General features: G+C 61.6%; 22 protein-coding genes. 11 read left to right on the forward strand and 11 right to left on the reverse strand.

What is annotated here, in order from left to right:
• Window positions 1-218: 218 nt before the first annotated feature.
• A complete protein-coding gene (locus VJZ71_05295) occupies window positions 219-1,721 on the reverse strand; it encodes an asparagine--tRNA ligase (GenBank protein HKQ47462.1) in 1,503 nt (500 codons plus the stop codon).
• 183 nt (window positions 1,722-1,904) lie between these two features.
• On the opposite strand from VJZ71_05295, the gene murI reads away from it, so the two are divergent.
• Together murI and VJZ71_05305 are read left to right on the forward strand one after the other, a co-directional pair.
• Window positions 1,905-2,747, forward strand: a complete 843-nt coding sequence (murI, locus tag VJZ71_05300; protein HKQ47463.1) for a glutamate racemase — start codon at window positions 1,905-1,907, stop codon at window positions 2,745-2,747.
• A 3-nt stretch (window positions 2,748-2,750) separates the two neighbouring features.
• Window positions 2,751-3,530, forward strand: a complete 780-nt coding sequence (locus VJZ71_05305) for a HEAT repeat domain-containing protein (protein HKQ47464.1) — start codon at window positions 2,751-2,753, stop codon at window positions 3,528-3,530.
• Between the two features lie 78 nt (window positions 3,531-3,608).
• Here VJZ71_05305 and dprA read toward each other — a convergent pair whose 3' ends face one another.
• The 4 genes from dprA to VJZ71_05325 all read right to left on the reverse strand — a co-directional run bounded on the left by dprA (window position 3,609) and on the right by VJZ71_05325 (window position 7,541).
• Window positions 3,609-4,757, reverse strand: a complete 1,149-nt coding sequence (gene dprA / locus VJZ71_05310; GenBank protein HKQ47465.1) for a DNA-processing protein DprA — start codon at window positions 4,755-4,757, stop codon at window positions 3,609-3,611.
• A gap of 43 nt (window positions 4,758-4,800) precedes the next feature.
• Window positions 4,801-5,256 (reverse strand): DUF2203 domain-containing protein, encoded by a 456-nt coding sequence (locus VJZ71_05315; GenBank protein ID HKQ47466.1) that lies wholly within the window; start codon window positions 5,254-5,256, stop codon window positions 4,801-4,803.
• Window positions 5,257-5,521: 265 nt separating this feature from the next.
• Window positions 5,522-6,100 (reverse strand): hypothetical protein, encoded by a 579-nt coding sequence (locus tag VJZ71_05320; protein HKQ47467.1) that lies wholly within the window; start codon window positions 6,098-6,100, stop codon window positions 5,522-5,524.
• A gap of 73 nt (window positions 6,101-6,173) precedes the next feature.
• Window positions 6,174-7,541, reverse strand: coding sequence for an amidohydrolase (locus VJZ71_05325; GenBank protein ID HKQ47468.1), 1,368 nt, complete (start codon window positions 7,539-7,541; stop codon window positions 6,174-6,176).
• Between the two features lie 156 nt (window positions 7,542-7,697).
• Between VJZ71_05325 and VJZ71_05330 the strand changes: the two genes are divergently transcribed.
• From VJZ71_05330 to VJZ71_05350, 5 genes are all read left to right on the forward strand, one after another.
• Window positions 7,698-8,015 (forward strand): type II toxin-antitoxin system Phd/YefM family antitoxin, encoded by a 318-nt coding sequence (locus VJZ71_05330; protein ID HKQ47469.1) that lies wholly within the window; start codon window positions 7,698-7,700, stop codon window positions 8,013-8,015.
• Between the two features lie 371 nt (window positions 8,016-8,386).
• A complete protein-coding gene (locus tag VJZ71_05335; protein HKQ47470.1) occupies window positions 8,387-9,118 on the forward strand; it encodes a pyridoxine 5'-phosphate synthase in 732 nt (243 codons plus the stop codon).
• Window positions 9,119-9,121: 3 nt separating this feature from the next.
• Window positions 9,122-10,054: a 4-hydroxy-tetrahydrodipicolinate synthase gene (gene dapA / locus VJZ71_05340; GenBank protein ID HKQ47471.1), complete on the forward strand. Its 933-nt coding sequence runs from the start codon at window positions 9,122-9,124 to the stop codon at window positions 10,052-10,054.
• Window positions 10,051-11,028 carry a hypothetical protein gene (locus VJZ71_05345; GenBank protein ID HKQ47472.1) on the forward strand — a complete coding sequence of 326 codons (978 nt, stop codon included), beginning with the start codon at window positions 10,051-10,053 and terminating at the stop codon, window positions 11,026-11,028. Before dapA ends, VJZ71_05345 begins: the two co-directional genes overlap by 4 nt.
• Window positions 11,028-12,131, forward strand: a complete 1,104-nt coding sequence (locus tag VJZ71_05350) for a N(4)-(beta-N-acetylglucosaminyl)-L-asparaginase (protein HKQ47473.1) — start codon at window positions 11,028-11,030, stop codon at window positions 12,129-12,131. Before VJZ71_05345 ends, VJZ71_05350 begins: the two co-directional genes overlap by 1 nt.
• A gap of 139 nt (window positions 12,132-12,270) precedes the next feature.
• Here the strand turns inward: VJZ71_05350 and VJZ71_05355 are convergent, their stop codons facing one another.
• Together VJZ71_05355 and VJZ71_05360 are read right to left on the reverse strand one after the other, a co-directional pair.
• Window positions 12,271-12,534 (reverse strand): hypothetical protein, encoded by a 264-nt coding sequence (locus VJZ71_05355; GenBank protein HKQ47474.1) that lies wholly within the window; start codon window positions 12,532-12,534, stop codon window positions 12,271-12,273.
• 4 nt (window positions 12,535-12,538) lie between these two features.
• Complete coding sequence (locus VJZ71_05360) at window positions 12,539-13,624, reverse strand: PIN domain-containing protein (GenBank protein HKQ47475.1); 1,086 nt, start codon at window positions 13,622-13,624, stop codon at window positions 12,539-12,541.
• 1,045 nt (window positions 13,625-14,669) lie between these two features.
• Here VJZ71_05360 and VJZ71_05365 point away from each other — a divergent pair.
• The 3 genes from VJZ71_05365 to VJZ71_05375 all read left to right on the forward strand — a co-directional run bounded on the left by VJZ71_05365 (window position 14,670) and on the right by VJZ71_05375 (window position 17,548).
• Window positions 14,670-15,272, forward strand: coding sequence for a hypothetical protein (locus VJZ71_05365; GenBank protein HKQ47476.1), 603 nt, complete (start codon window positions 14,670-14,672; stop codon window positions 15,270-15,272).
• Complete coding sequence (locus VJZ71_05370) at window positions 15,272-16,681, forward strand: hypothetical protein (protein ID HKQ47477.1); 1,410 nt, start codon at window positions 15,272-15,274, stop codon at window positions 16,679-16,681. Before VJZ71_05365 ends, VJZ71_05370 begins: the two co-directional genes overlap by 1 nt.
• Window positions 16,682-17,173: 492 nt before the next feature.
• The gene (locus tag VJZ71_05375) at window positions 17,174-17,548 is read left to right on the forward strand and encodes a hypothetical protein (protein ID HKQ47478.1); all 375 of its coding nucleotides are present in this window, start codon (window positions 17,174-17,176) and stop codon (window positions 17,546-17,548) included.
• A 763-nt stretch (window positions 17,549-18,311) separates the two neighbouring features.
• Here VJZ71_05375 and VJZ71_05380 read toward each other — a convergent pair.
• The 3 genes from VJZ71_05380 to VJZ71_05390 form a co-directional block, all read right to left on the reverse strand.
• Entirely contained in the window at window positions 18,312-19,253 is a 942-nt protein-coding gene (locus VJZ71_05380) for a DUF1731 domain-containing protein (protein HKQ47479.1), read from the reverse strand.
• 207 nt (window positions 19,254-19,460) lie between these two features.
• Window positions 19,461-20,096 (reverse strand): hypothetical protein, encoded by a 636-nt coding sequence (locus VJZ71_05385; protein ID HKQ47480.1) that lies wholly within the window; start codon window positions 20,094-20,096, stop codon window positions 19,461-19,463.
• Between the two features lie 201 nt (window positions 20,097-20,297).
• Complete coding sequence (locus tag VJZ71_05390) at window positions 20,298-21,176, reverse strand: DUF3105 domain-containing protein (GenBank protein HKQ47481.1); 879 nt, start codon at window positions 21,174-21,176, stop codon at window positions 20,298-20,300.
• A 475-nt stretch (window positions 21,177-21,651) separates the two neighbouring features.
• On the opposite strand from VJZ71_05390, the gene VJZ71_05395 reads away from it, so the two are divergent.
• Window positions 21,652-22,509 (forward strand): hypothetical protein, encoded by an 858-nt coding sequence (locus tag VJZ71_05395; GenBank protein ID HKQ47482.1) that lies wholly within the window; start codon window positions 21,652-21,654, stop codon window positions 22,507-22,509.
• A gap of 53 nt (window positions 22,510-22,562) precedes the next feature.
• Here the strand turns inward: VJZ71_05395 and arfB are convergent, their stop codons facing one another.
• Window positions 22,563-22,982 (reverse strand): alternative ribosome rescue aminoacyl-tRNA hydrolase ArfB, encoded by a 420-nt coding sequence (gene arfB, locus VJZ71_05400; protein ID HKQ47483.1) that lies wholly within the window; start codon window positions 22,980-22,982, stop codon window positions 22,563-22,565.
• Window positions 22,983-23,017 lie beyond the last annotated feature (35 nt).

The following is a 23,017-nucleotide window of genomic DNA, read 5'->3' on the forward strand; positions in this document are numbered from 1 at the left end:
TAGCTGCAATTAAAGGGTTGCCTAGGGGACCCAGTATGTCTCCAAAGCGTAAGGGGCGAATTAGCTCGGCGATATTGCATTCATCAATACGTACCTCGTGACTGTCCTCGACCTTCGAACAGGACACGGAAATGGCAGTGCTTGCGAAGATGACGCTCGTTATTCCAAGGTAGGATTGCAAGTGTCGTCGTACTCTGTTTTTCGGAGACACCAATCACCTACGGATAGAACTTCCCCATCATCCGCGGGAAGGGGATTGTCTCGCGGATGTGTTTGAGACCGCATAGCCAGGCGAGCGTGCGTTCCACACCGAGACCGAAGCCGCCGTGGGGGACGGTGCCGTAGCGGCGGAGGTCGAAGTACCATTCGTAATCAGCGGGGTCGAGTTCGTCTTCTTTGACGCGCTCCAGGAGCACGTCGAGATTGTCCTCGCGCTGTGAGCCGCCGATGATCTCGCCGTAGCCGTCAGGGGCGAGCAGGTCGACGTTGTTGACCCGCGTGGGGTCGTCGGCGCTCCGCTTCATGTAGAACGCCTTGCACGCCTTGGGGTAGTGCGTGACAAAGGTGGGGCGGTCGTGCAGGCGGCTGATGATGGTCTCGTCGCTACCGCCGAGGTCGCCGCCGGGGTCGAAGTTCGCGGCAAGCTGGATGTGGTGCGGGATGTTCTCGACCTCGACCTCCAGGTCGCCGAGTTCTTCGCGGAGGTCGTGGATCTCCGCCACGAGCTTGTCCTTTTCCCACTGCTTGACGCCCTGGCTCTTTTCCTTGGCCTCCTTCTCGGCGATGGATTTCTTGACTTCCTCGATGCGGGCGGTCTTCGCGGCGAGATCCTTCTCCAATAGCTCTTTCGCCTTTGGCCCGCGGAGAATATCGCCCGCCTCGGCATGCTTCAGACGATGGAACGGCTTTTTGATCTTTTGCAGTTGAGCAATGTCGCGGCCGAGGAATTCCAGGTCGGCGCGGTGGTCGCGAAGGATGCGGTCGACTATCGAGCAGACGAAGTCCTCGGCGACGGCGATCACGTCGTCCAGTTCGGCATAGGCGATCTCCGGCTCGACCATCCAAAATTCGGTGAGGTGTCGCCGGGTCTTGCTCTTCTCCGCACGGAACGTCGGGCCGAAGCAATAGACCTTGCCAAAGGCCATGCAAGCCGCCTCGACGTAAAGCTGACCGGTCTGGGCGAGATAGACGGGCTCGCCGAAGTAATCGACCTCGAAAAGAGTCTGTGCGCCCTCCCCTGCGGCGGGGGCGAAAATGGGCGTGTCGATGAGCGTGTAGCCGTTGCGGTTGAAGTAGCCGCGGATTTCGTCGACGAGCGTCGCGCGGACGCGGAGGATGTGCCACTGCCGCCGCGAGCGGAAGTGCAGGTGGCGGTGTTTCATGAGGAACTCGATGCCGTGCGGCTTGGGAGTGATGGGGAAATCGACGCTTTCGCCGACCACCTCGAGGCCGGTCACGTCCAGTTCGTGACCGCCGACCTGTTTGGGGTCCGCGCGGACGGTCCCGGTGACGCGGAGGGAGGTTTCCTGCCCGAGTCGCCGGGCCGTTTCGAAAAACGGCTCGGTCGTCTCGTTCTTGCTCACAACGCACTGGCAGAGTCCCGACCCGTCGCGGATGACGAGAAAGGCGATCTTCCCGGAGTCGCGGCGGTGGTAGAGCCAGCCCTGGAGCGTGATGGTCTGGCCGACGTGTTGGTGAAGGTCTTTGATGGCGGCGATCATTCTTGAAATCCCATGAGACGGTACCCTTCGATTCACGGACGAAGTTCATCGACAGTTTACCATTGATGGCCTTCCTTGGGGATGCTGTGGGGCATCGGGGTGGTTGCATTCAAAGACCGATAGATATAGAAGTGACGGCTATCCCGGCGCGGGATGGTGCAACCATCTGCGGAGTGCGAGTGGATGTCTGGCGATTCTCGTTGTATCGGCGTTTTTGATTCCGGCATCGGCGGGCTGACGGTCGTGCGCGAATTGCAGCGACGCCTGCCTGACGAGCGAATCGTCTATTTCGGAGATACCGCCCGCGTCCCCTACGGTATCAAAAGTACGCAGACCGTCACGCGCTTTGCCCGAGAGATCTGCGAGTTTCTCCTTCGCTTCGATCCCAAGATGATCGTCGTGGCCTGCAACACCGTCAGCGCCGTGGCGCTGGAGGAACTGGAGTCGGTGCTGACCGTGCCGGTCTGCGGCGTGGTCGATCCGGGGGCAAGGCAGGCGATACTGCTGGCACAGGGTCATACGATTGCCGTCATCGCCACGGAGGCGACGATCGGCTCAGACGCGTATCGCCGGGCGATGAACCGCTATCAGGCCAGCACCCGGGTCATTCAAAAGCCCTGCCCGCTCTTTGTCCCGCTGGTGGAAGAGGGGCGGCGGTGCGATGATGCGATCACCAAGGCGGTCGTGCGGGATTATCTGGAGCCGATCATGCGGTTGGATCCCAAGGTCCTCGTCCTCGGCTGCACGCACTATCCGCTCCTCAAGCCTGCCATTGCGGATTTCGTCGGTCCCGGCGTCAAGCTCGTCGATTCCGGCGAGCAGATGGCCAGCATGGTCGTCGAGCGGCTGCGATCGCGCGGGGCGCTGTGCGAGGACGGCGGCGGGGGCGGCCTGACTTGCTACGTCAGCGATAATCCGCAAAGATTCCGCGAATTGGGGCAGCGATTCCTGGATCATGCCGTCGTGGACGTGACCTGGGTGTCGCACGAGCAGTTGGTCTCGCAGGAACCGACAGCGACGGTGTAGCGCATGGGGCGGTCACGAAACATTTTGTTCATTGCGTTATGCCTGGCGATGGGCATGGAACTCCCGCTGACCGGATGTGCTTCCTCGCGCAACAGTTCGTGGATCAAGAAGCCCAAATCGAGTCAAGATTATCTAGACATGGCCCTGGAGGCGCCGGGGGCGGATGACCGGCGAAAAGGCGTTGTGGGCTTGTCCGACAGCCGCGATGGCCAAACGGACTGGGCCATGAAAGTCTATGACACGGTGGCGCGGACCGATCGGGACACCATGGTCCGATGCGCTGCGATTCGGGCAATGGCGCCCGCGTCGGGCGCTGCACAGATACCGACGATCATCAAACTGCTGGCCGGTACCACGCAGCGATCGGCGGACTGCCGCGCAGCTCCCGCGGCGCTTCGTTGGGAGGCGGCCAAGCTCCTGTTGCAGATCGTGCGCGACTACACCTATGACGAATCCCAGCGCCCGCCGATCATCAGGGCGCTCCTCGATCGACTCGCGCGCGACACCGATCGCAATGTACGGTTGACGACCATCGAGACGTTGGCCTATTTCGCCGAGCGGCCGATCCCGGAGGCCCTGGTGGATGCCATGGACGGCGACGATTTTGCCATTCAGCACGCCGCCGAAGAATCATTAATCGCCTTGACCGGTCACACGCACAACCATGATGCCAAGGCCTGGCGAAAGTGGCTGGCGGATGCCCAGGATCCGTTTGAGAACGCCGGACAGATTCCGGAAGGCAGTGCGGTCAAGAGTTCGGCGTGGGGGGAGTGGCCGTGGTAAGGCAGAATTGTGAATAGCGAATGGCGAATAGCGAAAAAAGAACTTGGCGTTGACTCGCCTTACATTGTTCGCCGTTCTTCATTGTCGCCCCGCCCGTTCATACAAGTCCCCCGGTAGCCGTCGAATCACGCCCTTGAGTTGCAGGCTCGTCAGGACCGCCGCGACGCGGGCGGGGGGCAGGCCGGACTCTTCGCACACGCCTTCGATCGGAAGCGGTTCGCCGACGATGGCCGCAAGGACCGTCTTTTCGGCCTCGTCGAGAGGGAGCGAGCGCTGGGCGACGACCTCTCCGCGTTCTTCCGGCGGGGCAAAGGCGCTCATCAGGGCAGCGCCGGCGTCGCCCAATTCCTGCAAGATGTCGGGAAGCCCCATCACCAGCTTGGCCGCACCGGTCTTGATCAGGTCGTTGCAGCCTTCGGCGGAGGCCGTGTCAATGCGGCCTGGGACGGCGAAGACCACACGGTTGTATTCGGAGGCGAGTCGGGCGGTGATCAGTGCTCCGCTGCGCCGCGCGGCTTCGACGATCAGGACGCCCATGGAGAGACCGGCGATGATGCGATTTCGCGGTGGGAAGTTCTTGGAGTCCGGGGCGACACCCATCGGCAACTCGCTCACCAATGCGCCGGCAGCGCTGATTTTTTCCGCCAATTCACCGGATTCAGGCGGGTAGATGTGGCAAAGGCCGCAGCCCAGCACCGCAATCGTACGACCGCTGGCGGCCAGTGCGCCTCGATGCGCGGCGCTGTCGATGCCTCGCGCCATGCCCGACGCGATCGTCATTCCCGCGTGCGCGGCGAGCGCGGCAAAACGCTCGGCCTGCTCGGCGCCGTAGCGCGTGCAATGACGGGAGCCGACGACGCCCAAGGCCAGGAGGTCGTTGCGCGTGAGCGTCCCTTTGACATACAGACACGCCGGTGGATCTTCGATCTTTTTTAGGGGCGGCGGATATTCTTCGTCCGCGAGACAGAGAATGCGCACACCGTACCGCCCGGCGAGCTCAATCTCTTCGGTGACGCGCGCGGAGTCTCGCTCGCGGGCGATATTGCCCGCCACCTTCTGGCCGATTTTCTCGACGGCCATAAGCCGCGAAACGCCGGCGCCCAGGACGGTGTCGATGTCGCCGAGTTCGCGAAGGAGGTTCGCGAAGCGGATGGGCCCCACCTCCGGGCACAGGTGCAGGCGCAGGTATTTTTCGGCCAGGGGGCTGGCGACAGGCTGCGACGACATGTCGGGATTGTAACGAAGACGACGCGAGCGGGGGTTGCCGCCGTCAAACGGTCGCCGGGACGGCGAAGGTCTCATCAATCGGCCGGCGGTTTTGGAACCCGGCGCCGACTTCATGCCAGTGTTCGATCTGCGTCTCACCCAGCCGCCAGCACAACTCAATGACGCGTCCTTCACGGACGGCAGCGAAATCGATCAGGCCGATCCGCCAGTCCTTGATTTCACAGCCGATGGCGGCGAGTTCCGCGGAGAGTTCGCGAAGCTTTTCCAACTCCGATTCGTACTGGCGGCAGAGCTTGGCCTGCGCCTCGCTGCTCACCGACGGACGACGGATGTGACACCGCTCTTCGAGCGCGTCCACCTTCTTATACTGTCGAACCATGTCCGCGACGATCCGCTGCACAAGCGGCAGCGTTCGGTTGGCGTGTTCGAGCGTGAAGATGCGCGGGTTTTTATTCTTGGCGGCGCGGCGCCGGGATTTGGCAACGTCGAAAACTTCCATGAGGGCCTCGCTCTCTAGGTCGCGCGGACGGCGATTGTGGGTCCAGCCGATCTCTCAAACATTCCTGAAGTTACCGCGCCGACATGATGGTGTCAATCATCCGCGAGGCCAGGCGACGCTTTTTTCCAAGCCTAACGCTTCGGCTGTCTCGGCGCAGTCACATCGTCCGTTAAAAAACTCCGCCACGATCAAGACACGTGACTCTCGAACTCGCAAATCCCTTTCGCGTTCCCGATTGACAGGACGCAAGTAGGATTACCGGACATTAACCGCCTTGTTTTCCGCCCATGGCCATGGCGCTGAAGACGAGGTTCAGACATAAAAGAAGGATGAATAGGCCACTCACGGCCAGGGCGATGACTGCGGGCCAACGCGGTGGAGTTCGACGCACCAGCGCCACGATCCCGGCCACCAAACCCAATATGGGTGTAAAGCAGATTCCGGCCATCCCCAGCGCTTGAATCCCGGGTCGCTTGCTGATTTCCTCAGCGAAAAACTTGGACATCTCCTGAGGCGTCGGGTTGGCACCGAGGCCCTTCGCCAGTGATGCGAACAACCCAAGAAGGACGGCCAGGACAATCAGTGAAAAGGACACACAACCCAGCGAGATCCAACTCCAGATGTTTGTGCCACTTGGCCGCGTCGGGGCGTAGGGCATCGTCCCGGGAAGTCCACCGGTCCCGGAAGGCGATGCGACCGGTGGGTTTTCCAACATCACCCCTTCGGTCACCGCCGGAGCGGTCACGACCTTGCGGCAATAGGGGCAGGTCACGGTCAGATTGGCCATCTCGTCATCGACTTCGATGGGCTGACGACAGGCTACGCAAAAAAATTGGATCGCCATGGGGCTTCCTGGGGGCTATTGCTTCGGGGCGGCACGCAAACCGCCCCTGCAGGTGGGAATAGTACTAGGGGCGCTAGGGTTCCGAAAGCAGCGACAGGGCCAGGCTGGTCATGCACCGCACGCCGGTCTGGAGCGTCGGCTCGATGTCCACCTGAAACTTCGACGAGTGAACGGTTGGAAGCGGTTCGCCGCCCGGCTTCCGGGATGCCTCCCAGCGTTGCGGATCGACGACGCCCAATTGGAACATGAAGCCGGGAACCCCAAGGTGCTTGGCGTAGCGTCCGAAGTCCTCCCCGCCCATGCTTGGGGGGCGCTGGATGACGTTAGCCTCACCCAGAATGCCCTTGAAGACCTCGACTGCCGCCGCGGTCAGACCGGGGTCGTTGAAGCTGGCCGGCGTGAACTCATCGTCCAGCACGACCACATCGGGGTCTTTGGGGCAGCCCATCGCGCGGGCGGTCTGCACCGTGATCCGTTTGATCGAATCGAGCACTTCCTTGCGGACCTCGTCGGTGAAGGTGCGGACCGTCAATTGCAATTGAGCGGTCGCAGGGATGATGTTGTGTTTGGTCCCCGCGTGGATGGACCCGACTGTGACGACAGCCTGGTCCAGCGGGTTGACGCGGCGGCTGACGATGGTTTGCAGGCCTGTCACGATCTGTGCGGCGGTCACGACGGGATCGATGGCGGCGTGGGGGTAGGCCCCATGACCGCCTTTGCCGTGGATGGTGATATCGACCGAGTCCACGTTGGCCCAGACCCAGCCGGGGGTGTAGCCGACGGTGCCGCTGAGCATCTCGTGGCTGACGTGGAGGGCGATGCAGTATTCCGGCTTGGGAAAGCGCGTAAAGAGGCCGTCGTCGATCATGGCCAGAGCCCCGACGCCGATCTCCTCGGCAGGCTGAGCAATAAACACGACCGTTCCCTTCCATCGGTCCTTCAGGGCGACGAGCGTCTGCGCCGTGGCGACGAGGATCGTCTGATGCATGTCATGACCGCAGGCGTGCATGACGCCGACGTGGGAGCCGTCGCCGAGTTCGACCTTGACCTTGCTGGCGAAGGGCAAGCCGGTCTCTTCGATGATGGGCAGGGCGTCCATGTCGCCGCGGATAAGGACGGTCGGCCCGGGGCCGTTCTTGAGGACGCCCACAACACCGTAGCCGCCGACGTTTTCAGTGACGGCGATTCCGGCTTCGCGGAAGAGCTTGGCGATCCGGGCGGCGGACTGCTTCTCCTGGCGGGAGAGTTCGGGGTTGGTGTGGGAGGTTTGGTAGAGGCCTTGCCAACTGCTTGTCGAGGCGGCAATTCGCTGGTCCATCGCGGTCGACAGTTCGGCGTTGATAGGCCTGGCCTTTATTGCCCCCAATCGCGCGTCGTCTGCCCATAGCGAGCCGGCGAGCGCGAAAACGACACCTGAATACACGAAACCTCTATTCATCATCTGCCTCCGCTCAACGCCGTGATGCGTCCGTTGGGTTCATCTTCATTGGGCTGCGGCGGATTGGCAAGCCGGATTAGATTTGCCGAACCGTATTTGCCATGACAGACCCAGACGATTAGAATTGTACAAGACGTACATTCGACGGAGGTACCGATTATGGCATCCAGAATGAAGCGATCGCGACTGGCCACGACGGCGGCACGGGCGGAATTAGCGAACGCGGTGAACCGCGTTGCGTTCGGCGGCGAGCGGATCGTGCTCAAGCGGCATGGAAAAGACTGTGCTGCCATCGTCTCACTCGATGACCTTCAACGGTTGGAGGAGCTCGAAGACGCCTATTGGGTCCGAGAGGCGCAAAAGGCACTGGCCGAGGCCAAGCGCCGAGGCAGCCGCCCCATCCCCTATGAAAAAGTTGATCGACGGCTCGACGAAACCAAACGTCGACGGCGAGGTGCGAGGCGGTCGAGGCGATGAGCCGTCGGTCGTTCAAGCTGTTCATTTTGCCGGCGGCTGCGCGGGCACTTGCAAATATCCGTGGTGCGGCGCAAGACAATTTGCGTCGGACGATTCGCGAGCTGGCGGACGACCCGACGCCGGCGGACTGTATCCCAATGCACGGTAAGGCCCGTGGCCTTTTTCGAATCCGCGTCGGCTCATGGCGCGTTATCTATCGCGTACAAATCGTGAGGAAGACCGTACTGGTTTTGCGAATTGGTCATAGAAGCGAAGTCTATCGGGGCTTCGAACCGAGGGCTTGAATCCCGGCCGGGCCACGATCGTATTGCGATATCAATGTCGCTCGCTATAACGAGTCGGCGACGACATAATCTACGGGGGAGTTCGTGATGCCTACGCTAGGGGTGAACATCGATCACGTCGCGACCGTCCGGCAGGCCCGGCGGGCGGAGGAGCCGGACCCGGTTTGGGCGGCGGTGGAGGCACAGCTCGGGGGGGCGGATTGCATTACGTTTCACCTTCGCGAAGACCGGCGGCATATCATCGATCGCGACGTCCCGCTGCTGAAGGAGGTCGTCACCACGAAGCTCAACATGGAGATGGCGGCGTCGCCGGAGATCGTCGCCATTGCTGTCAAGAATCGGCCGACGCAATGTACGCTGGTGCCGGAGCGGCGGGAGGAACTGACGACCGAAGGGGGGCTGGATGTGGTGCGGCATGGCGATCGCGTCGGCGCGGCGGTCAAGACGCTGGCGGACGCGGGGATCATCGTCAGCGCGTTCATCGAACCGCGCCGCGAGCAGATCGAGAAATCCGCAGCCCTCGGCTTTCACGCGGTTGAGCTATGGACGGGGGCGTATGCACATGCAGAGTCCCCCAAAGAACATGAGGCGGCCATGAGCGAGCTTCGCGAAGGTGTCCGCGTCGGCCGGGCTTGCGGGCTTGAGGTTCATGGCGGGCACGGTTTGACGTTTCGCAACGTTGCGGCCATCGCCGCCGTCGAGGGCTTTTCGGAATTCAATATCGGCCATAGCATCATCGCCCGGGCCGTTTTCATCGGCCTCCGCGCCGCGGTCCGCGAGATGAAGGACCTTCTCGACCGTTATGGACGAAGGGAGTAGGTCATGAACCCCTACAAAGGATGCCTAGTCGCGCTGGTCACGCCGTTTCGCAACGGCGCTATCGACTGGCCGGCCGTGGACGATCTCGTCGAGCGGGTTATTGCCGGCGGTGTCAGCGGCCTGGTCCCGTGCGGAACGACAGGCGAAGCGCCGACACTGACCGGTGAGGAACAACGCGACCTTGTCGGTGCGGTCGTTCGCAAGGCGAAGGGCCGCGTACCTGTCGTGGCGGGGACGGGGTCGAACTGCACGGCCAGGACGCTGGAGCTTTCCAAGGCGGCGATGAGCGCCGGGGCGAACGGCGTCATGCTCGTCTCGCCGTATTACAACCGGCCCAATCAGGACGGGCTCTACCAGCATTTCAGTCACGTCGCCCAGCGAATCGGCGCGCCGGTCATGCTCTACAACATCCCGGGCCGAACGGCGGTCGAGATTTCGGTCGAGACGATCGCCCGCTTGCACGCCGACCATCCCAACATCGTCGCCGTCAAGCACGCGACCGGGTCGGTCGATGGGGCGAGCGAACTCGCCAAGGCGAGCGACATCGCCATCCTCAGCGGGGACGATACGCTGACGCTTCCGCTGATGAGCATCAGGGCGGTCGGCGTCGTGAGCGTTGTCGCGAATTTGATGCCGGCGGAGATGTCAGCACTGACCAGCGCCGCCCTGGATCGTGATTGGGACGAGGCGCGGCGTCGGCACGACGCGCTGTTCCCATTGATGCGCGACTTGCTGCGGCTGGATACGAATCCGATTCCGATCAAGACGGCATTGGCCATCCGCGGGCAGATGGCCGAAGAGTTTCGTTTGCCGATGTGCCCGCTGGATGGCGTGAAGCGCAAGAAGCTGGAGGCCTTGTTGAAAAGGTACCCGCCGGCGAGCCGCGGCCGCGAGGTGGGCGCGAATCGGCCGACGGGTGTGAGGAACCCTGAATGACGAGCCCTGCGCAATCGACGGAGATGGACGTGACTCACGACGGCGCGCATCTGCATGGCGGTCGAACGCTGGTACTGCGGATTCGCTTTCTCTGTGCGATGTGGGTCGCGGCGGCGATCTTCTGGTATGTCGGTCGCTGGGTGGCGGGCCCGGTGGATCCTGAGGGGCCGATTTCGCTCATCAGTGTCGACCAGGGCGTTATCGCGATGGCGGAGCTGCTCGGCCTGGCGGTCGTGGCCAGCGGCCTGGCCGTGGCGATCTGCGGTCCCGGCTCGGCGGCACACGGGGCGCTGGCCATCGCCATCGGACTGGCGGCGCTGTCGATGCGCGGCACGCAGCTGGATTCACTGGTGCTGTACCGGTTGAGCGCGGAGGTGGGCGCAGGAGTTTCCCCTGACCCGTTTCCACGGGCGGCGCTGGTCGCGGAGACTTGGCTGTGGCTGGCGCTGATTGCCGTCGGGTTCGTCGTGGGCCGTTGGGTCGAGAGCTGGTTTCATGCCGATAGCGGCGCGATTCCGCGCGCACATCCCGTGGAGCGCGCGCCGGACGTTCGGCAGGGGTTCGGCGCGGTCGCCGTCGTGTCGCTCATCGCCTGGGTTCTCATTGCCTATACAATGGGGGGGGAGGCCATCCCGCTTCTTAAAGGGCAGATCTTCTTTTCCGTCGGCATCGCGTTCATGGTCGGGGCCATGATTGCCAGTTGGCTCTTCAGGCTGAATTCGCAGGTCTGGCTGCTGGCGGCCGTCGCGCTGGTTGCGACCGGTGCGTATCTTTTTGCCGGACCGGATGCGGCAACGCTCGAAGCGGCGCGTCAATCCGGGACCTACGTCACGCTGCGGCCGATCGTGCGGCCTTTGCCGATCGAGTACGCGTCGATGGGGGCGGTGGGGGCGCTGTTGGAGCAGGACGCGGCGAACTTCCTGCGCAGCCTGTTCGGGCTGCCGCCGGTTGATGGTTCGGAGGCGGAGGACTAATGGGCGAGTCCCGGTCGGATTGGACGCGGCGGCATTTTCTGCAGACGTCCGCCGGCGTGGTGGCGGGCGGGGCGCTCGCACAGGCGGCTGTCGCGCAAGACAAACCCAAAATCAGCGACCCGCGACCGGGCGCCGGGCCTCGGCCCGTTGTCATCTCCAGCGCCAACGGGTTGAAGGCGATCGACAAGGCGATGGATCTCCTGCGCGGCGGGAAAGACCCGCTCGACGCCGTCATCGCGGCCGTGAACATCGTCGAAGACGATCCGAACGATCACTCTGTCGGCCTCGGCGGCCTGCCGAACGAAGATGGCGTGGTGGAACTGGATTCGTCGGTCATGCACGGGCCGACGCACAAGGCGGGGGCGGTCGCGGCGCTGCGGAATATCAAGAACCCGTCGAAGGTCGCGCGATTAGTCATGGGGCGGACGGACCACGTCCTGATTGTCGGCGAAGGGGCATTGCGTTTTGCCAAAGCCCACGGCTTCAAGGAAGAGGAACTGCTGACGGAGGAGGCGCGGAAAATCTGGCTCAAGTGGAAGGAGTCGCACGCGCGGGACGACGATTGGCTTTCGCCGGAAGAGGCGGGCGCGGCGAAGCGACCGGCGGGCGGGGCGCGCGGGCCGGAAGCGATTCTGCACACGTGGGGGACGATCAATTGCTGTGCGGTGGATGCAAAGGGCGATTTGGCGGGGGTGACGACGACGAGCGGGCTTTCGTACAAGATTCCGGGGCGCGTGGGGGATTCACCGATCATTGGCGCGGGGTTGTACGTCGATAATGCGGTCGGCGCGGCGGGCTCGACGGGGCGCGGTGAGGCGAACCTGCAGAACTGCACGTCGTTTCTCGTCGTCGAGTTCATGCGTAGCGGAAAGTCGCCCGAGGAGGCCTGCGTGGCGGCGATGCAGCGCGTGGCCGATCATGCCGAGCCGCGGCTGCGCGACAAGATGGGGCGGCCGGATTTCGATCTGAAGCTCTATGCCGTGGCCAAGGACGGGCGCTACGGCGGGGCGTCCATGTGGTTTGACAAAAAGCCGGCGCAGTTCGCGGTTCACGACGGCACGACGGCTAGGCTGGTCGAGTGCCGGCACCTGTATCGGAAATAACCTCACCGCCGAAGAAGTAGATTCACCACAGAGACACAGAGGCGCAGAGATTTGATAAATTGATGAGAAGAATCTCCGTTCCATTCCCTGATTTCGTCTCTGAGCCTCTGTGGTGATGAATTTGCTTCGCTGGCCCCCGTCATTTCTTCATAGTCCAATCTTTGAGGTGCGATGCGAGGAGTTCGGGGCGGCGCTCCTTGAGGATGTGCGCCGCCGTGGCCTCGGGGACCTTCAGGTTCTTCAGCGCCTTGGCGACGCGGTCCCAGAGCTTGGCGCGTTTCGCGTCGGCGTCTGCGAGATAGAGTTCGCCGACGAGTTCGCCCAGCTTCGCGAGCATGATTCCGTCGCGATTGTCGTAGTATCGATCGATGATCTTGCGTTGTTGCGGTGAATAATCCGGCATTGCATCACGCGGTTTGTTGATTGGGCCGGCGGCGCGGTGGGGGCGGGCTCGTGCCTTCCAGGCGGCCGAAGATCATCCGACCTGCCGAGGTTTGCAGGACGCTGGTGACCGCGACTTCCACCACATTGCCGATCTGCTGGCGGCCCTGTTCGATGACGACCATCGTGCCGTCGTCCAGGTAGCCGATGCCCTGGCCGGGCTCCTCGCCGGGCTTGATGACCTTTACGGTCATACCCTCACCGGGCAGGACGACGGGCTTGAGCGCGCCGGCGAGGTCGTTGATGTTGATGATCTGGACGCCGCGGACCTTGGCGACTTTGTTGAGGTTGTAGTCGTTCGTCGCCACTCGGGCGTTGATCTGCTGGGCGTAGGCCAGGAGCTTCAGATCGACGCCTTCGTCCGCCTCCGGGCCGGTCAGGCGGGCCTCGGCGATCTCGACTTCGACGTTGGGGGTGCTTTGCAGGCGGTTGAGGATGTCCAGACCGCGGCGGCCGCGGATGCGCTTCAGCTTGTCGCCGGAGTCGGCGACCATCTGCAACTCCTGGAGGACAAAGCGCGGAACGACGAGCTTCTGATCGATGATGCCGGTGTCGCAGATGTCGGCGATACGGCCGTCGATGATGACGGAGGTGTCGAGGAGGATGGGCCGCTGGCCTTTGACCTGCTTGGCGAACTCGACGTAGGGGATGACGAAGCGGATGTCGTCCTTGGTCTGGAGGATGAAGCTGACGCAGAGGTAGCAGGTGATGATGCCGACGAGGACTTTGGTGATGGCGACGGCGGGCTGGTCCTTGCCGTCGATGGGGGCGAGATTGGGCCAGAAGGCCCAGACCAAGAGGTCGAGCACCAGGGTCAGGCCGTAGGTGATGAGCAGACCGACGGTGAGGCCGAAGAAGAGCCCGGCGAGGGCCTGGAGGCTCTTGCGGGAGATCATGGAATCGATGGCGATGACCAGGGCGGCGAGGACGACGGCGCCGAGGATCAGGCTCGTGCGGTATTCGCCGAGGACTTCTCCCTTTTCGGCATAGGAGATTCCGAGGGCGACGAGGGCGAGGATGAGAAAGGCGCGGAGGAAATAGTGGACCAACATGGCGGGCTCCCGGGGGATGAAAGGTTATACATGGGACGCTCCAGCGAGGGCGGCGTCGGGAAGACGAAAGGCGGCGGGCCATGCCGCGGATGAACGAGAACGAATAATCGGCCCGGGACGCACACCGGCTCGACTGTATGACGCACAGCAGTATAGCCTTGAATGGACAGGATTTACAGGATGAACAAGATTGCACCACAGAGGCACCGAGGACACAGAGGCTTTGTTGTTTGGTGGGAAAAGGCAGAGCGGGCCCATGCGGAATTCGGAAGTCCCGCCGCTCGCCTCGGCGGGTGAACTCCGGCGCCGAGGGCACGGACAAGGGGATCGATCTTCGAGCCGGAAAATAATGGAAAATAATGGAAAAGGCTTGAGACCTGAGGCTTGAGGCCTGAGGGTCCGGGGGGGCCAGCATTCGAGCGGCGATGGCCGCAGATTTTTTTGAGGTGCAATCGGCCGCAATCGAGCGCCAACGAGGGGCAGGTTTTTTTTGTTGGTGGAACAAGGCGGAACAGGACGGAACGGGAAGACGATCACCACAGAGGCACCGAGGACACAGAGATTCATTTTTGGTGGGTGGAAGCCAGGGTTGAAGTTAATCATCATATCACCGGCGGCTCTGATTTCTGGCTGAACAGGCCCTCGCAACCTGAATTTTACTGAAATTCCCAGAACGACCGAGCCATGAGCCATTCGCCATAAGTCGTTGGCCTCAAGGTTGGCAGCGGGTTCGCCGCTTTTCTTGTTCTCTAAGCCCATCCTTGCTCGGCGTGCCCTTTAATCTGAGCAGGGGAGCAGGCGAACAGGTGAGCGGGGGGTCGGAGACTTGAGGCTTGAGGCTTGGGGCTTGGGGGGCGCGCCGGCTGGGATTGAGGGAACAGGGATGGAGTGGTGTTGGCTGCTTAGTGCTGGCGGGGCAAGGGGTTAGGCGCAGGACAACAGCTTTGGAAAAAAATCTTGCGAGCCAGGGCGTTGCGCAGGGAGGGTGATTTCCGACTAGCGTGTTAGGTAGAGGGAGCCGCGCGGGCGACTTGGAGATGATCAGGTGAGTGCGCCGAAAGCATACGGTGTTCGCCGGGACCGCGCCTATCGGCGTCTGGCGTTTGTTGCCATCTTCGGGGCCGCGGCAACTCTCGTGGTCGCTGGTACGAGCGTTTGGCGTCCTTTTTCGGGGGAGTTCTGGATTGCGCCCTATCGAGGATTCGGCTGGAGCATCTCCAATACGCATTTGCGCTTTTGCTATTTGGCTTTTGATATTCCGCTGGGCGCGGTGCCAGCGACATTATCCTCCGTTGTCCCAACGGCAGAGCCTTCGCTGACCAGCGCGCAGTCGTGGGTCTATTTCGCATGGCAGCAAGCGCTTCCGTTTTACGACCTCAAGGGTGGAAGCTCAATGCACACACGATACAGCACTTTTTTCGGCCTGCCGCTCTGGATGCCCCTTGGGTTTTTCATCGTCGTGTTGATCCACTGCCGCATGGCGTTGGGCTCGTGGAAGTTCTGGCGAGGTACGCGGACAGGGTACTGTCCCAATTGCGGATACGATCTTATGGGGAATATCAGCGGGGTGTGCCCGGAATGCGGAATGTATCTGCGATCGTCGGACAAGCTGGTAGCCGTTCCCAATAAACTGCGGGAGGTCGAGTGATGACGTTACGTGCGGGAGCGTTGCTGGGGGTTTTTTGCGTTCAGGCGTGCTTCGCCGCGGGTTGCCAGGCACAGGCCAAGATCGAATCGCGCACGGTCGGCGTGCCGCCGGCGAAGGAACAGGAACTGATTGCTTCCTTTCATGAGCGTGCGCTTGATTCCATCGATGACAAGGAGCTTCTTGAGCACCTTGAGAAGGCCATGGCGACGAAGGAGCCTTTCCTCTTCATTGCAGCGATGTCGAGGGCGTGCGATTGGGTTCGCTATGGGACTGGCGAGGCGGAGAAGCGCGACGAGCGGATGGCGAAGGTCGCGCCGCTGGTCGATCGGTGCTTATCGTCTAAGGAGCCTTTTGAGCGACTGACCGGTGCGATGGCGCTGCTCGTCCTTGAAGAAAACGCGCGGCTGGAAAAAGAGTTGGCGCGGGATTCGACGTTCCTCCTGGTCCGGCCGGAACCCGAGCCGGGGGTGGACATATTCAGCGCGCCGACACCGGGCGAGGCCCGCGACGTCACCGAGAAGCGGTTCCGGGCGCTCATGGCGGTATCGGCGGTTGCGGATACCCGCAACAGAGTGATCGAGATGTGCGGGCGATTGAAAGTAGGAGCGGCAAAAAAGCATCTCGAGGCGATTGCGGCGGATTCGCATGGGCAGCTTGTCAAACAGACGGCAGAGGCGGCGCGGACGGCCCTTGCGGTCCTTGAGAACAGGAAGACGCCATCCGAGTCGCCGGGGCTTGAGTCCGTCCCGTATGTTCCGGACGAACGGCCGGAACTCGTACTACCGAACGAAGTGGCCGCCATGATTGAGATCTCAGTAGCGCCGCTGACGGCTGAACAGGAAAGGATAGCACAGCAACTCCTAAAGCAATTCAGAAACGACAGTGCAATTGTGTCGGATATTGAGGATGGGATTCGCTCCGGCCATCCTTATCTGATGATCTGTGCCCTTGAGGCCGCAGGTCGGTGGTCCTATGGGTCATCGAGGCCCGACCGTGACGGGGCCAAACAGGCTTCCGCACTACGGCCTTACATTGAAAGGAGCTTGTCGTCACAGAGACCGTTAGAGCGTATGGCGGGAGCAATCGCTCTTCTCGAACTAGAAGAAGTCGGACGCTTTAGGGACGAATGTGATAAGGACTCCTCTTTTCTTCTAATCCGGCCGGTATCGTTATCGTCCTCCGAGGCCAAGGGAGAGACGACAAATAGAAGGGGGGCCCGCAAGGCGATCAACCCAAGGAAGGAAATCGAGTTCTATCAGTTTAGACTGATAAGCACTGCAGGGAGACTCAGAATAACGTCGACACGGCACAACTTGCAAAGTGTATTGCATGATGCCCGGGATAGAAAGGACCCAGGTGCTGTCTATAAGGCGACCAAAGCGCTCCGGTGTTTGGATGGATCTGAGTGATGGGTTTAGTCTTCAAGAAGTGCCGACGTGAGAGCCTATCTGTTGATAGCCTGCGCGCTAGTTCAAGCAAGTTTCTTGAGACGGAGTTGAGGCGGCTGAAGGTGGCGGGATGCACGAGCCAGGAGGGGGGCGACGAGTAGCATGACTACTTGGTCCTCCCGATTTGCCCTAGGTGTCGCACTACCGATGGCCAGCGTCCTTTGCACAGGGTGCCTGATACCGGTTCCGCTGGCGGTTTTTCCGGCTGCGTGTAAGGGGAGCGGGCTTAAGCTGGAGTTTCGGGATTCCGCCGGAAACATGATTGACAAGGATGGGTTGCTTATCGTTCAGCGACAGTATCGCGGCCTCATTCCGAGAGAGCCACAGACCTTCGATTGTCTGGTTGAGATCACGCACGGGACTGCTACTTTGCCAGCTAGAACGAAGGTGGCGTGGCTCTGTTGGTGTCCCGGCTGGCCTTATCTGCCCTTGGGCCATCCCGTGGTGATGCCGATGGACTCATTTGAAATTGTTCCTCTCATCGCGGGCTATAGTGCGCGCGATGACGATCTAGCCGTGGAAACCGCCATCTGGGAGAATGGGACGCATGACTGCCTTACGCTTCTCAACCATCATATCTGCAAAGATGGACTGATTAGACTGTTGTCGAATGACCACGGCCAGGCCGAATCCTCTTGGGCACAAAGATACTATCAATACATCCATGACCGCGTGATGTGTGATCGCGAAAGGTCCAAGCGCCGAGTGTATTACCTGGAGATCTTTCTTCCGGATGGGGACTATTGTCGGGTCAAAGAGTTTCTGGAAATGGAGTTGGAGCGGCTGAGGGCGGCCCGATGCACGGGCCGGGAGGGAGACGAAAAATAGAATGTCCCCTGTGGTCGCCCTTTTCATTTTGGCGGATGGACCAGTTTTTGGCTGTGTCGTGATAGGAGTGCTACTCCCTGTCGCGACATATATAGCCAAATTACTAGAAGCATGGCATAAGACCATAAAATCGTGGTGGACTCCAATAGCCGTTGGATACTTCGCAGTTGCCTGCTTTATGATTTTCGTCGGGGCAGGTGGAAAACTCCCTCTAATCTCGACTAGTCAGCAGGACAGGGTACGTGAGTTCTTGTCGGTCCCCCTTTTGCTTATCGGTATAAGTGGATTGATAGTATCGCCATTGATGATTATCAAGTCCAAAGAATCAAATCCCGAACTGGCGATGCGATGTGCGTCTTGCAATTACGAGCTAAGAGGGAATGTGAGCGGGACTTGTCCAGAGTGTGGTTCGGTGATTCCCAACGAGCAAAAGAAGGCCATCATGTTGGAAGCGGCGGGGCGGGACACAACCCCGTTGGGGTAGTGGCGCGATTACATTGCGTTGACCCAGGGTAGGTCGCCGCGGCGGGCAACCCTGGGCTAGGGGACGGAACGCCTTTGGCGTTGGGAGGATTTAATCCCTTCAGGATCGAAGAGAATCTTTTGGGGGCGGGACTTTTGTACAGGGGCGTTGCCCCTGCCTACTTTCGATCAGCCCTTCGGGCTGAGAGTGAGCGGCGGGAGCGGCGATAGACATTACTCTATTCACTGCGGCTCGGCGGGAGCCTCGCCCTCCCGCGAACTCGATCTGCCCTACGTTGTGTCATCCAAACAAATCCGCGAGTGCGGCATCCAGGTCGGGGAATTTGAACTCGAATTCTTCCTCGCGGAGTCTTCGGGAAATGACATAGCGACCGTAGAGCGCGAGTTCGGGGTCGGTGCGCATCAAGAGCGGCGCGCCGAGGCGGACCATCCATCCGAATGCGGGCAGGCCGATGGGGATTTTCATGGCACGGCGCAGCGAGCGCATGAATTCGCGCTGGGAGACGGGATTGGGCGATGAGGCGATGTATGTGCCCTGCATTTGAGGGTCGCTGAGGGCGCGTTCGAAGAGGCGGTTCATGTCGGTTTCGTGTATCCAACTCATGCCGTGTTCGCCCGATCCGACCCTTCCGCCGAGGCCGAGGCGGACGAGCGTTTTCAGTCGTCTCAGAGCCCCGCCGCCCGCGCCGCGATCCCGTCCGATCACGAAGCTGGTTCGGAGGATAACCTTTCGCTGCGACGGCAACGCGCTTTGGTCGAAGGCCTCCTCCCACGCCCTACCGATGAACGGCGCGAATCCGACGCCTGAGGGTGAATCTTCAGTACACGTCACGCGGGGCGGGTCGCCGTAGATGTGGGCAGTGCTCATTTGCACCCAGACGGGCGGCGGGTGTTCAAGGGAACGCATCGCCTGGCCCAAGACTCGCGTCGCTTCCACGCGCGAGCGCAGGATTTCGTCCTGGTGATCGGGCGTCTTGATGCAGTCGACGGAACGGCCTACGAGATTTACGAGACCGGCCGCGCCGTTGAGTTCGCTCAACCATGTTCCGATCGAGCGTGCGTCCCAAGGGACATGCCGCCATGGACCGCGGATTCTGGGCGGTGTTCGAGACAGAATGATGATCGGGTTCGCCGTAGTCGCGAAATGGGTGGCGAGCGATATACCAAGAAAGCCGCTGCCGCCGGCAATCACGACCGGGCCGGATGGCGTGTGGTCGGTCATGTAGACAATTTAGCGGCGATCAAGCGAGGGTGGGGTTGGCGATTGTCGTGAAAACAGTGAAAGAAGGCGGTGGGGAGGGCTGGCGCGGATGGAGCACGTGGTTGTCGAGCCCTCACCCCGGCCCTCGTGTGCAATCGAAGGCTGCGCGCGGGGCGCATGTGGTGTTTGGACCCTCACCCCAACCCTCTCCCTGGGAGGGAGAAGGGGTCAGGGGGCGACGAAGGAGAAGTCGACGCGGAAGCCGCCGGGGGCGGTCGCGTCCTGTTCGAAGGTGAAGATGACGAGACCGTTGCCGGTGAGTTGGTCGGGGTCGGTGCGGGCGCAGGTGTACTCGTTTCCTGCGGTAAGGACGGCGCCGTTGGCGGTACCTTCGGTGGGTTCGGCCTCGAGGGGATCGCCGAGGGGGGCGGAGGAGAAGTTGACGCCGACGATGAGGGCGTTTTCATCGGTGATGTTGATGGCGGGGTTCTCCTCGTTTTCCTCGATGAGGCGGATCAGTTCCGCGCCGCCGACGGAGAAGGTCTTGCGGCAAGGCTGGGCGATCTGGGCGCTGGAGGTGTTGCCCTCAAGCCGAAGCTGGCCGAAGTTGTTGGGAATCGTGTCGTTGTCGAGCTGGTCGTAGGCGCCAAAGGTGAAGATCGCGCGGAATGGCGTGTTGTTGACGAAGCCGACCTGAAGGGCGCGGGGCGACGGCACGCCAAACGGCGTGATGAAGTTGCTGGTCGCGGCGGAGTTGTTGAACAGGGCGCTCTGCGTTGCGCAGGAATGCGACAGCGCGGCGGCCGCGATGCACAGGACGAAGACGATGGTCTCGATCGGTTGGCGTTTCAGCGTTTTAATCATGAAGCGTACTCGCGATCGGTTCCCGAAGGATATCGGCGGTCCCGGCGCGCCGGGATCAGGCGAGGAATCGGTCTGGCAAGACCCCATTGATTATAGATCGGCGGAGCAGCGCGGAGTTCTCAGTACAAGATGCGCGAGGCACCGTCCGGCGGATTTCGCGCGAGTCGGCGCAGATAATGCGGCTATGGCCGACCGCGACGATTACTGGGGAATGGGGGCGTCTTCGGGGCCCTGGTCCACGTGGCGATTGTAGAAATCGATGATGGCGGCGGTGTCCAAGGTCTGGAAGGCGTGCTGGACGTCCCAGGAAATCGCGAGGTAGGGGCCGGAAGCCGGAAACGTCGTTGTGCCGGTGCAGGAGGCGCTGATCCCGTCGTACCGGCAGATCACCATCTTTTTCTCGTCGAACCGCGGCGAGGGCGGGAGGGCGTCGAAGAGCGCCTGCAACTGAGCCTTGGTTTCGTCGGAGCAGGGACCGCCGCAGTCGTATAGCAGCACGACCGTTCCGTGTTCGAGGTTGTGGACATAAACTTCTGGCGCCACAGCCTCGTCGTAGAAGCCGGGCGCGACGGGCGACACGCCCGCCGACGAATAGTGCGCTCCGGAGGCCGGGGGATTGTTGCTGTAGCAAATGATTGTGCCGTTCGCGACATGGGTGCGGCCCTCATCGAAAACGCAGGTGTCGCCGCCGGGCTCGGGGCCGCCGTCGGGCGTGCCGCGCATGGGAATCTCGATCGTCCGCGTGACGACGTCGGTTCCCACGGTCGCGGTGACGTCGAAGTTGATCGGATCATGATCTTCGGTGTTGCCGGAGACGTCGGCCGCTTCCTGTGCAGCGGTCTTAAAGGTCTTGACGATGCTGACGCCCGTTCCGGTGGTTCCGTCGGAGAATGACCATTGCACGAGTGCATTCGCAGGGACGCCCGAGGCAGTGAAGGTGACGGACCAGCTGACGGTTTCGGTCGAGGAGACCTTGACGCCGCAGCCGGTCGGGGTGGCGAGAATCTCGAAGGCCCCGGGCGGCGGGGGATTGAAGCCATCGCAGCTCGCGAGGAACAGTGCAAGGGCGACAGCGCACACAAGAAATAACCTGGTTGGAAAAAGGGGCTTATTTATCAGATCCATGAAAAGGCGGCTCCATCAGTCGGCGAGGGTTGTGGGTAATGATAGGCGAGGCGGGCATTATGGCGAGGAGGGTTTTGGGCCGACGGACATCATACAAGACTAGGAATCGTTTGGGGGAAGGTCAATAACGACCAGGGCGTTGGATTATCGGCCAGAACGGCGGAATTTGGGGCACCAAACATGGATTGGGTCGCCCCGACTCATCGGAACAGCCCATAAACATTGACAAACTCCGATGAAGCGGCAAAGAATGTTGTGGATCGGGGCCGAATTGCCGATCCGGTAACGGCGAAATGGGGGACCGTACCAGGGAGTGCCGGGCGTACTCCTCTCCTCGCAGGCTGGAAGACCATCGCCAAAGTTGAGCGCGAAAGAGCGCACCGGGGGGTGCTTTCGCATGATGAGAGTGAACGATCGAAGGGGAGCTGTGATGCGCCTGTGCAAGGTGGTGTGTCTGGTTGCGCTGACGGCGACGGTGGGCTGCACGGGCGATATTTGGCTTTACGGCGCGGAGTCCATTCCCGTCGAGATTATCAGCGATACCGAGCTTGAATTGGGGATTGCGGTCGTGCATCCGGTCGGCGTCGAGACGGTGGCTGCCGGCGCGATGGCGACCGTTCAATGGGCGGATATCGCGAGCGTCGCGGGGACGGGCGTGCGCGTGCAGGCGCAGCGAAATGCAACCACCGGCAATACCACGCTTCCAGACGCCCCTACCGGGCCGGTTATCTTCCTGATCGGGGATGCGACGCCGGGGACGGGGCGCGACGCTATTGCGGACGGCGAGAACGATATTTTCCATTGGGACACGACCGGCGTTCGCGTGGGTCGCTATATCATTACGATGACCATTGAGGCGCCGGACGGGACGAGCGAGACGGTCATGTCGCTCGATCCGGATCGCGGGACAACGGGCGTGGTGAACATCACGACGACGCTGCCGGTGCCGACATTGAACTTCACCGCACCGGGGGCGACGGACGAGACGGTGACGACCGGGAATACGTTCAACATCACGTGGACGGACAACGGAAGCGCGAACGCCGACGCGCGAATGACGCTGGGGCTGGATCCCGATGACAACCCCGACAACGGCAACGAGGTGATCCTGCTGAGCAATGAACCGCTGAGCACGGATGGGAACAACGGGTCGTTCACGTTTAATTTCCTCGATCAAGATGGCAACGGGGTGGCGGACGGGACGTACACGGTCTTCGCGCAGCTGGACGACAACGCGAACGATGTCGTGACGGTCGAGGCCACGGGGCAGCTTATTCTGAACCCGTAGATGGGAATGCGGAATTGGGAATTCGGAATGCGGAATTGAAAAACCCGCCGACGCTATTCATCTCCTGAAAATCTACGGTATTGCTTTCGCGCCTTACGGGCGGCTTTCTCGGCGAGGCGTTTTTCTTTTGACGCTTTCGTGGGGCGGGTCTTTTTGCGCACCGCGCGGGGGCGGAGGGCGTCGGCGAGCAGGCGGATGAAACGCGCTCGTGCTTCGCGCTGGTTGGCGGATTGCGTTCGCTCGCGGCTACTGCTAAGGGAGAGGACGCCGTGTTTGTCCAGGCGGGGGGCGAGTTCTTCCTGAATCCGGCGGCGCTGCCAGTCGGAGAGCGACGGGCTGCCGGCCACGTCGAAGCGGAGCGTCGCTTTGGTCGCAACCTTGTTGACGTTCTGACCGCCGGGGCCGGGGCTGCGGCTGAAGGTGAAGACGAGTTCGTCGTCGGGGAGGGTGAGGTGGTGGTTGATGCGGATCATCGATGCGCATTCAACCGCAGGCGGCTCATTGCTAC

This window comes from Phycisphaerae bacterium (assembly GCA_035275405.1).
GTDB lineage: Bacteria > Planctomycetota > Phycisphaerae > UBA1845 > UTPLA1 > DATEMU01.

Excerpts from the sequence above, each read along its gene's own strand:
- VJZ71_05295 (HKQ47462.1), bottom strand. The coding sequence starts at position 1,721 with ATGATCGCCGCCATCAAAGACCTTCACCAACACGTCGGCCAGACCATC.
- murI (HKQ47463.1), top strand. The coding sequence starts at position 1,905 with ATGTCTGGCGATTCTCGTTGTATCGGCGTTTTTGATTCCGGCATCGGC.
- VJZ71_05305 (HKQ47464.1), top strand. The coding sequence starts at position 2,751 with ATGGGGCGGTCACGAAACATTTTGTTCATTGCGTTATGCCTGGCGATG.
- dprA (HKQ47465.1), bottom strand. The coding sequence starts at position 4,757 with ATGTCGTCGCAGCCTGTCGCCAGCCCCCTGGCCGAAAAATACCTGCGC.
- VJZ71_05315 (HKQ47466.1), bottom strand. The coding sequence starts at position 5,256 with ATGGAAGTTTTCGACGTTGCCAAATCCCGGCGCCGCGCCGCCAAGAAT.
- VJZ71_05320 (HKQ47467.1), bottom strand. The coding sequence starts at position 6,100 with ATGGCGATCCAATTTTTTTGCGTAGCCTGTCGTCAGCCCATCGAAGTC.
- VJZ71_05325 (HKQ47468.1), bottom strand. The coding sequence starts at position 7,541 with ATGATGAATAGAGGTTTCGTGTATTCAGGTGTCGTTTTCGCGCTCGCC.
- VJZ71_05330 (HKQ47469.1), top strand. The coding sequence starts at position 7,698 with ATGGCATCCAGAATGAAGCGATCGCGACTGGCCACGACGGCGGCACGG.
- VJZ71_05335 (HKQ47470.1), top strand. The coding sequence starts at position 8,387 with ATGCCTACGCTAGGGGTGAACATCGATCACGTCGCGACCGTCCGGCAG.
- dapA (HKQ47471.1), top strand. The coding sequence starts at position 9,122 with ATGAACCCCTACAAAGGATGCCTAGTCGCGCTGGTCACGCCGTTTCGC.
- VJZ71_05345 (HKQ47472.1), top strand. The coding sequence starts at position 10,051 with ATGACGAGCCCTGCGCAATCGACGGAGATGGACGTGACTCACGACGGC.
- VJZ71_05350 (HKQ47473.1), top strand. The coding sequence starts at position 11,028 with ATGGGCGAGTCCCGGTCGGATTGGACGCGGCGGCATTTTCTGCAGACG.
- VJZ71_05355 (HKQ47474.1), bottom strand. The coding sequence starts at position 12,534 with ATGCCGGATTATTCACCGCAACAACGCAAGATCATCGATCGATACTAC.
- VJZ71_05360 (HKQ47475.1), bottom strand. The coding sequence starts at position 13,624 with ATGTTGGTCCACTATTTCCTCCGCGCCTTTCTCATCCTCGCCCTCGTC.
- VJZ71_05370 (HKQ47477.1), top strand. The coding sequence starts at position 15,272 with ATGACGTTACGTGCGGGAGCGTTGCTGGGGGTTTTTTGCGTTCAGGCG.
- VJZ71_05375 (HKQ47478.1), top strand. The coding sequence starts at position 17,174 with ATGGACTCATTTGAAATTGTTCCTCTCATCGCGGGCTATAGTGCGCGC.
- VJZ71_05380 (HKQ47479.1), bottom strand. The coding sequence starts at position 19,253 with ATGACCGACCACACGCCATCCGGCCCGGTCGTGATTGCCGGCGGCAGC.
- VJZ71_05385 (HKQ47480.1), bottom strand. The coding sequence starts at position 20,096 with ATGATTAAAACGCTGAAACGCCAACCGATCGAGACCATCGTCTTCGTC.
- VJZ71_05395 (HKQ47482.1), top strand. The coding sequence starts at position 21,652 with ATGCGCCTGTGCAAGGTGGTGTGTCTGGTTGCGCTGACGGCGACGGTG.
- arfB (HKQ47483.1), bottom strand. The coding sequence starts at position 22,982 with ATGATCCGCATCAACCACCACCTCACCCTCCCCGACGACGAACTCGTC.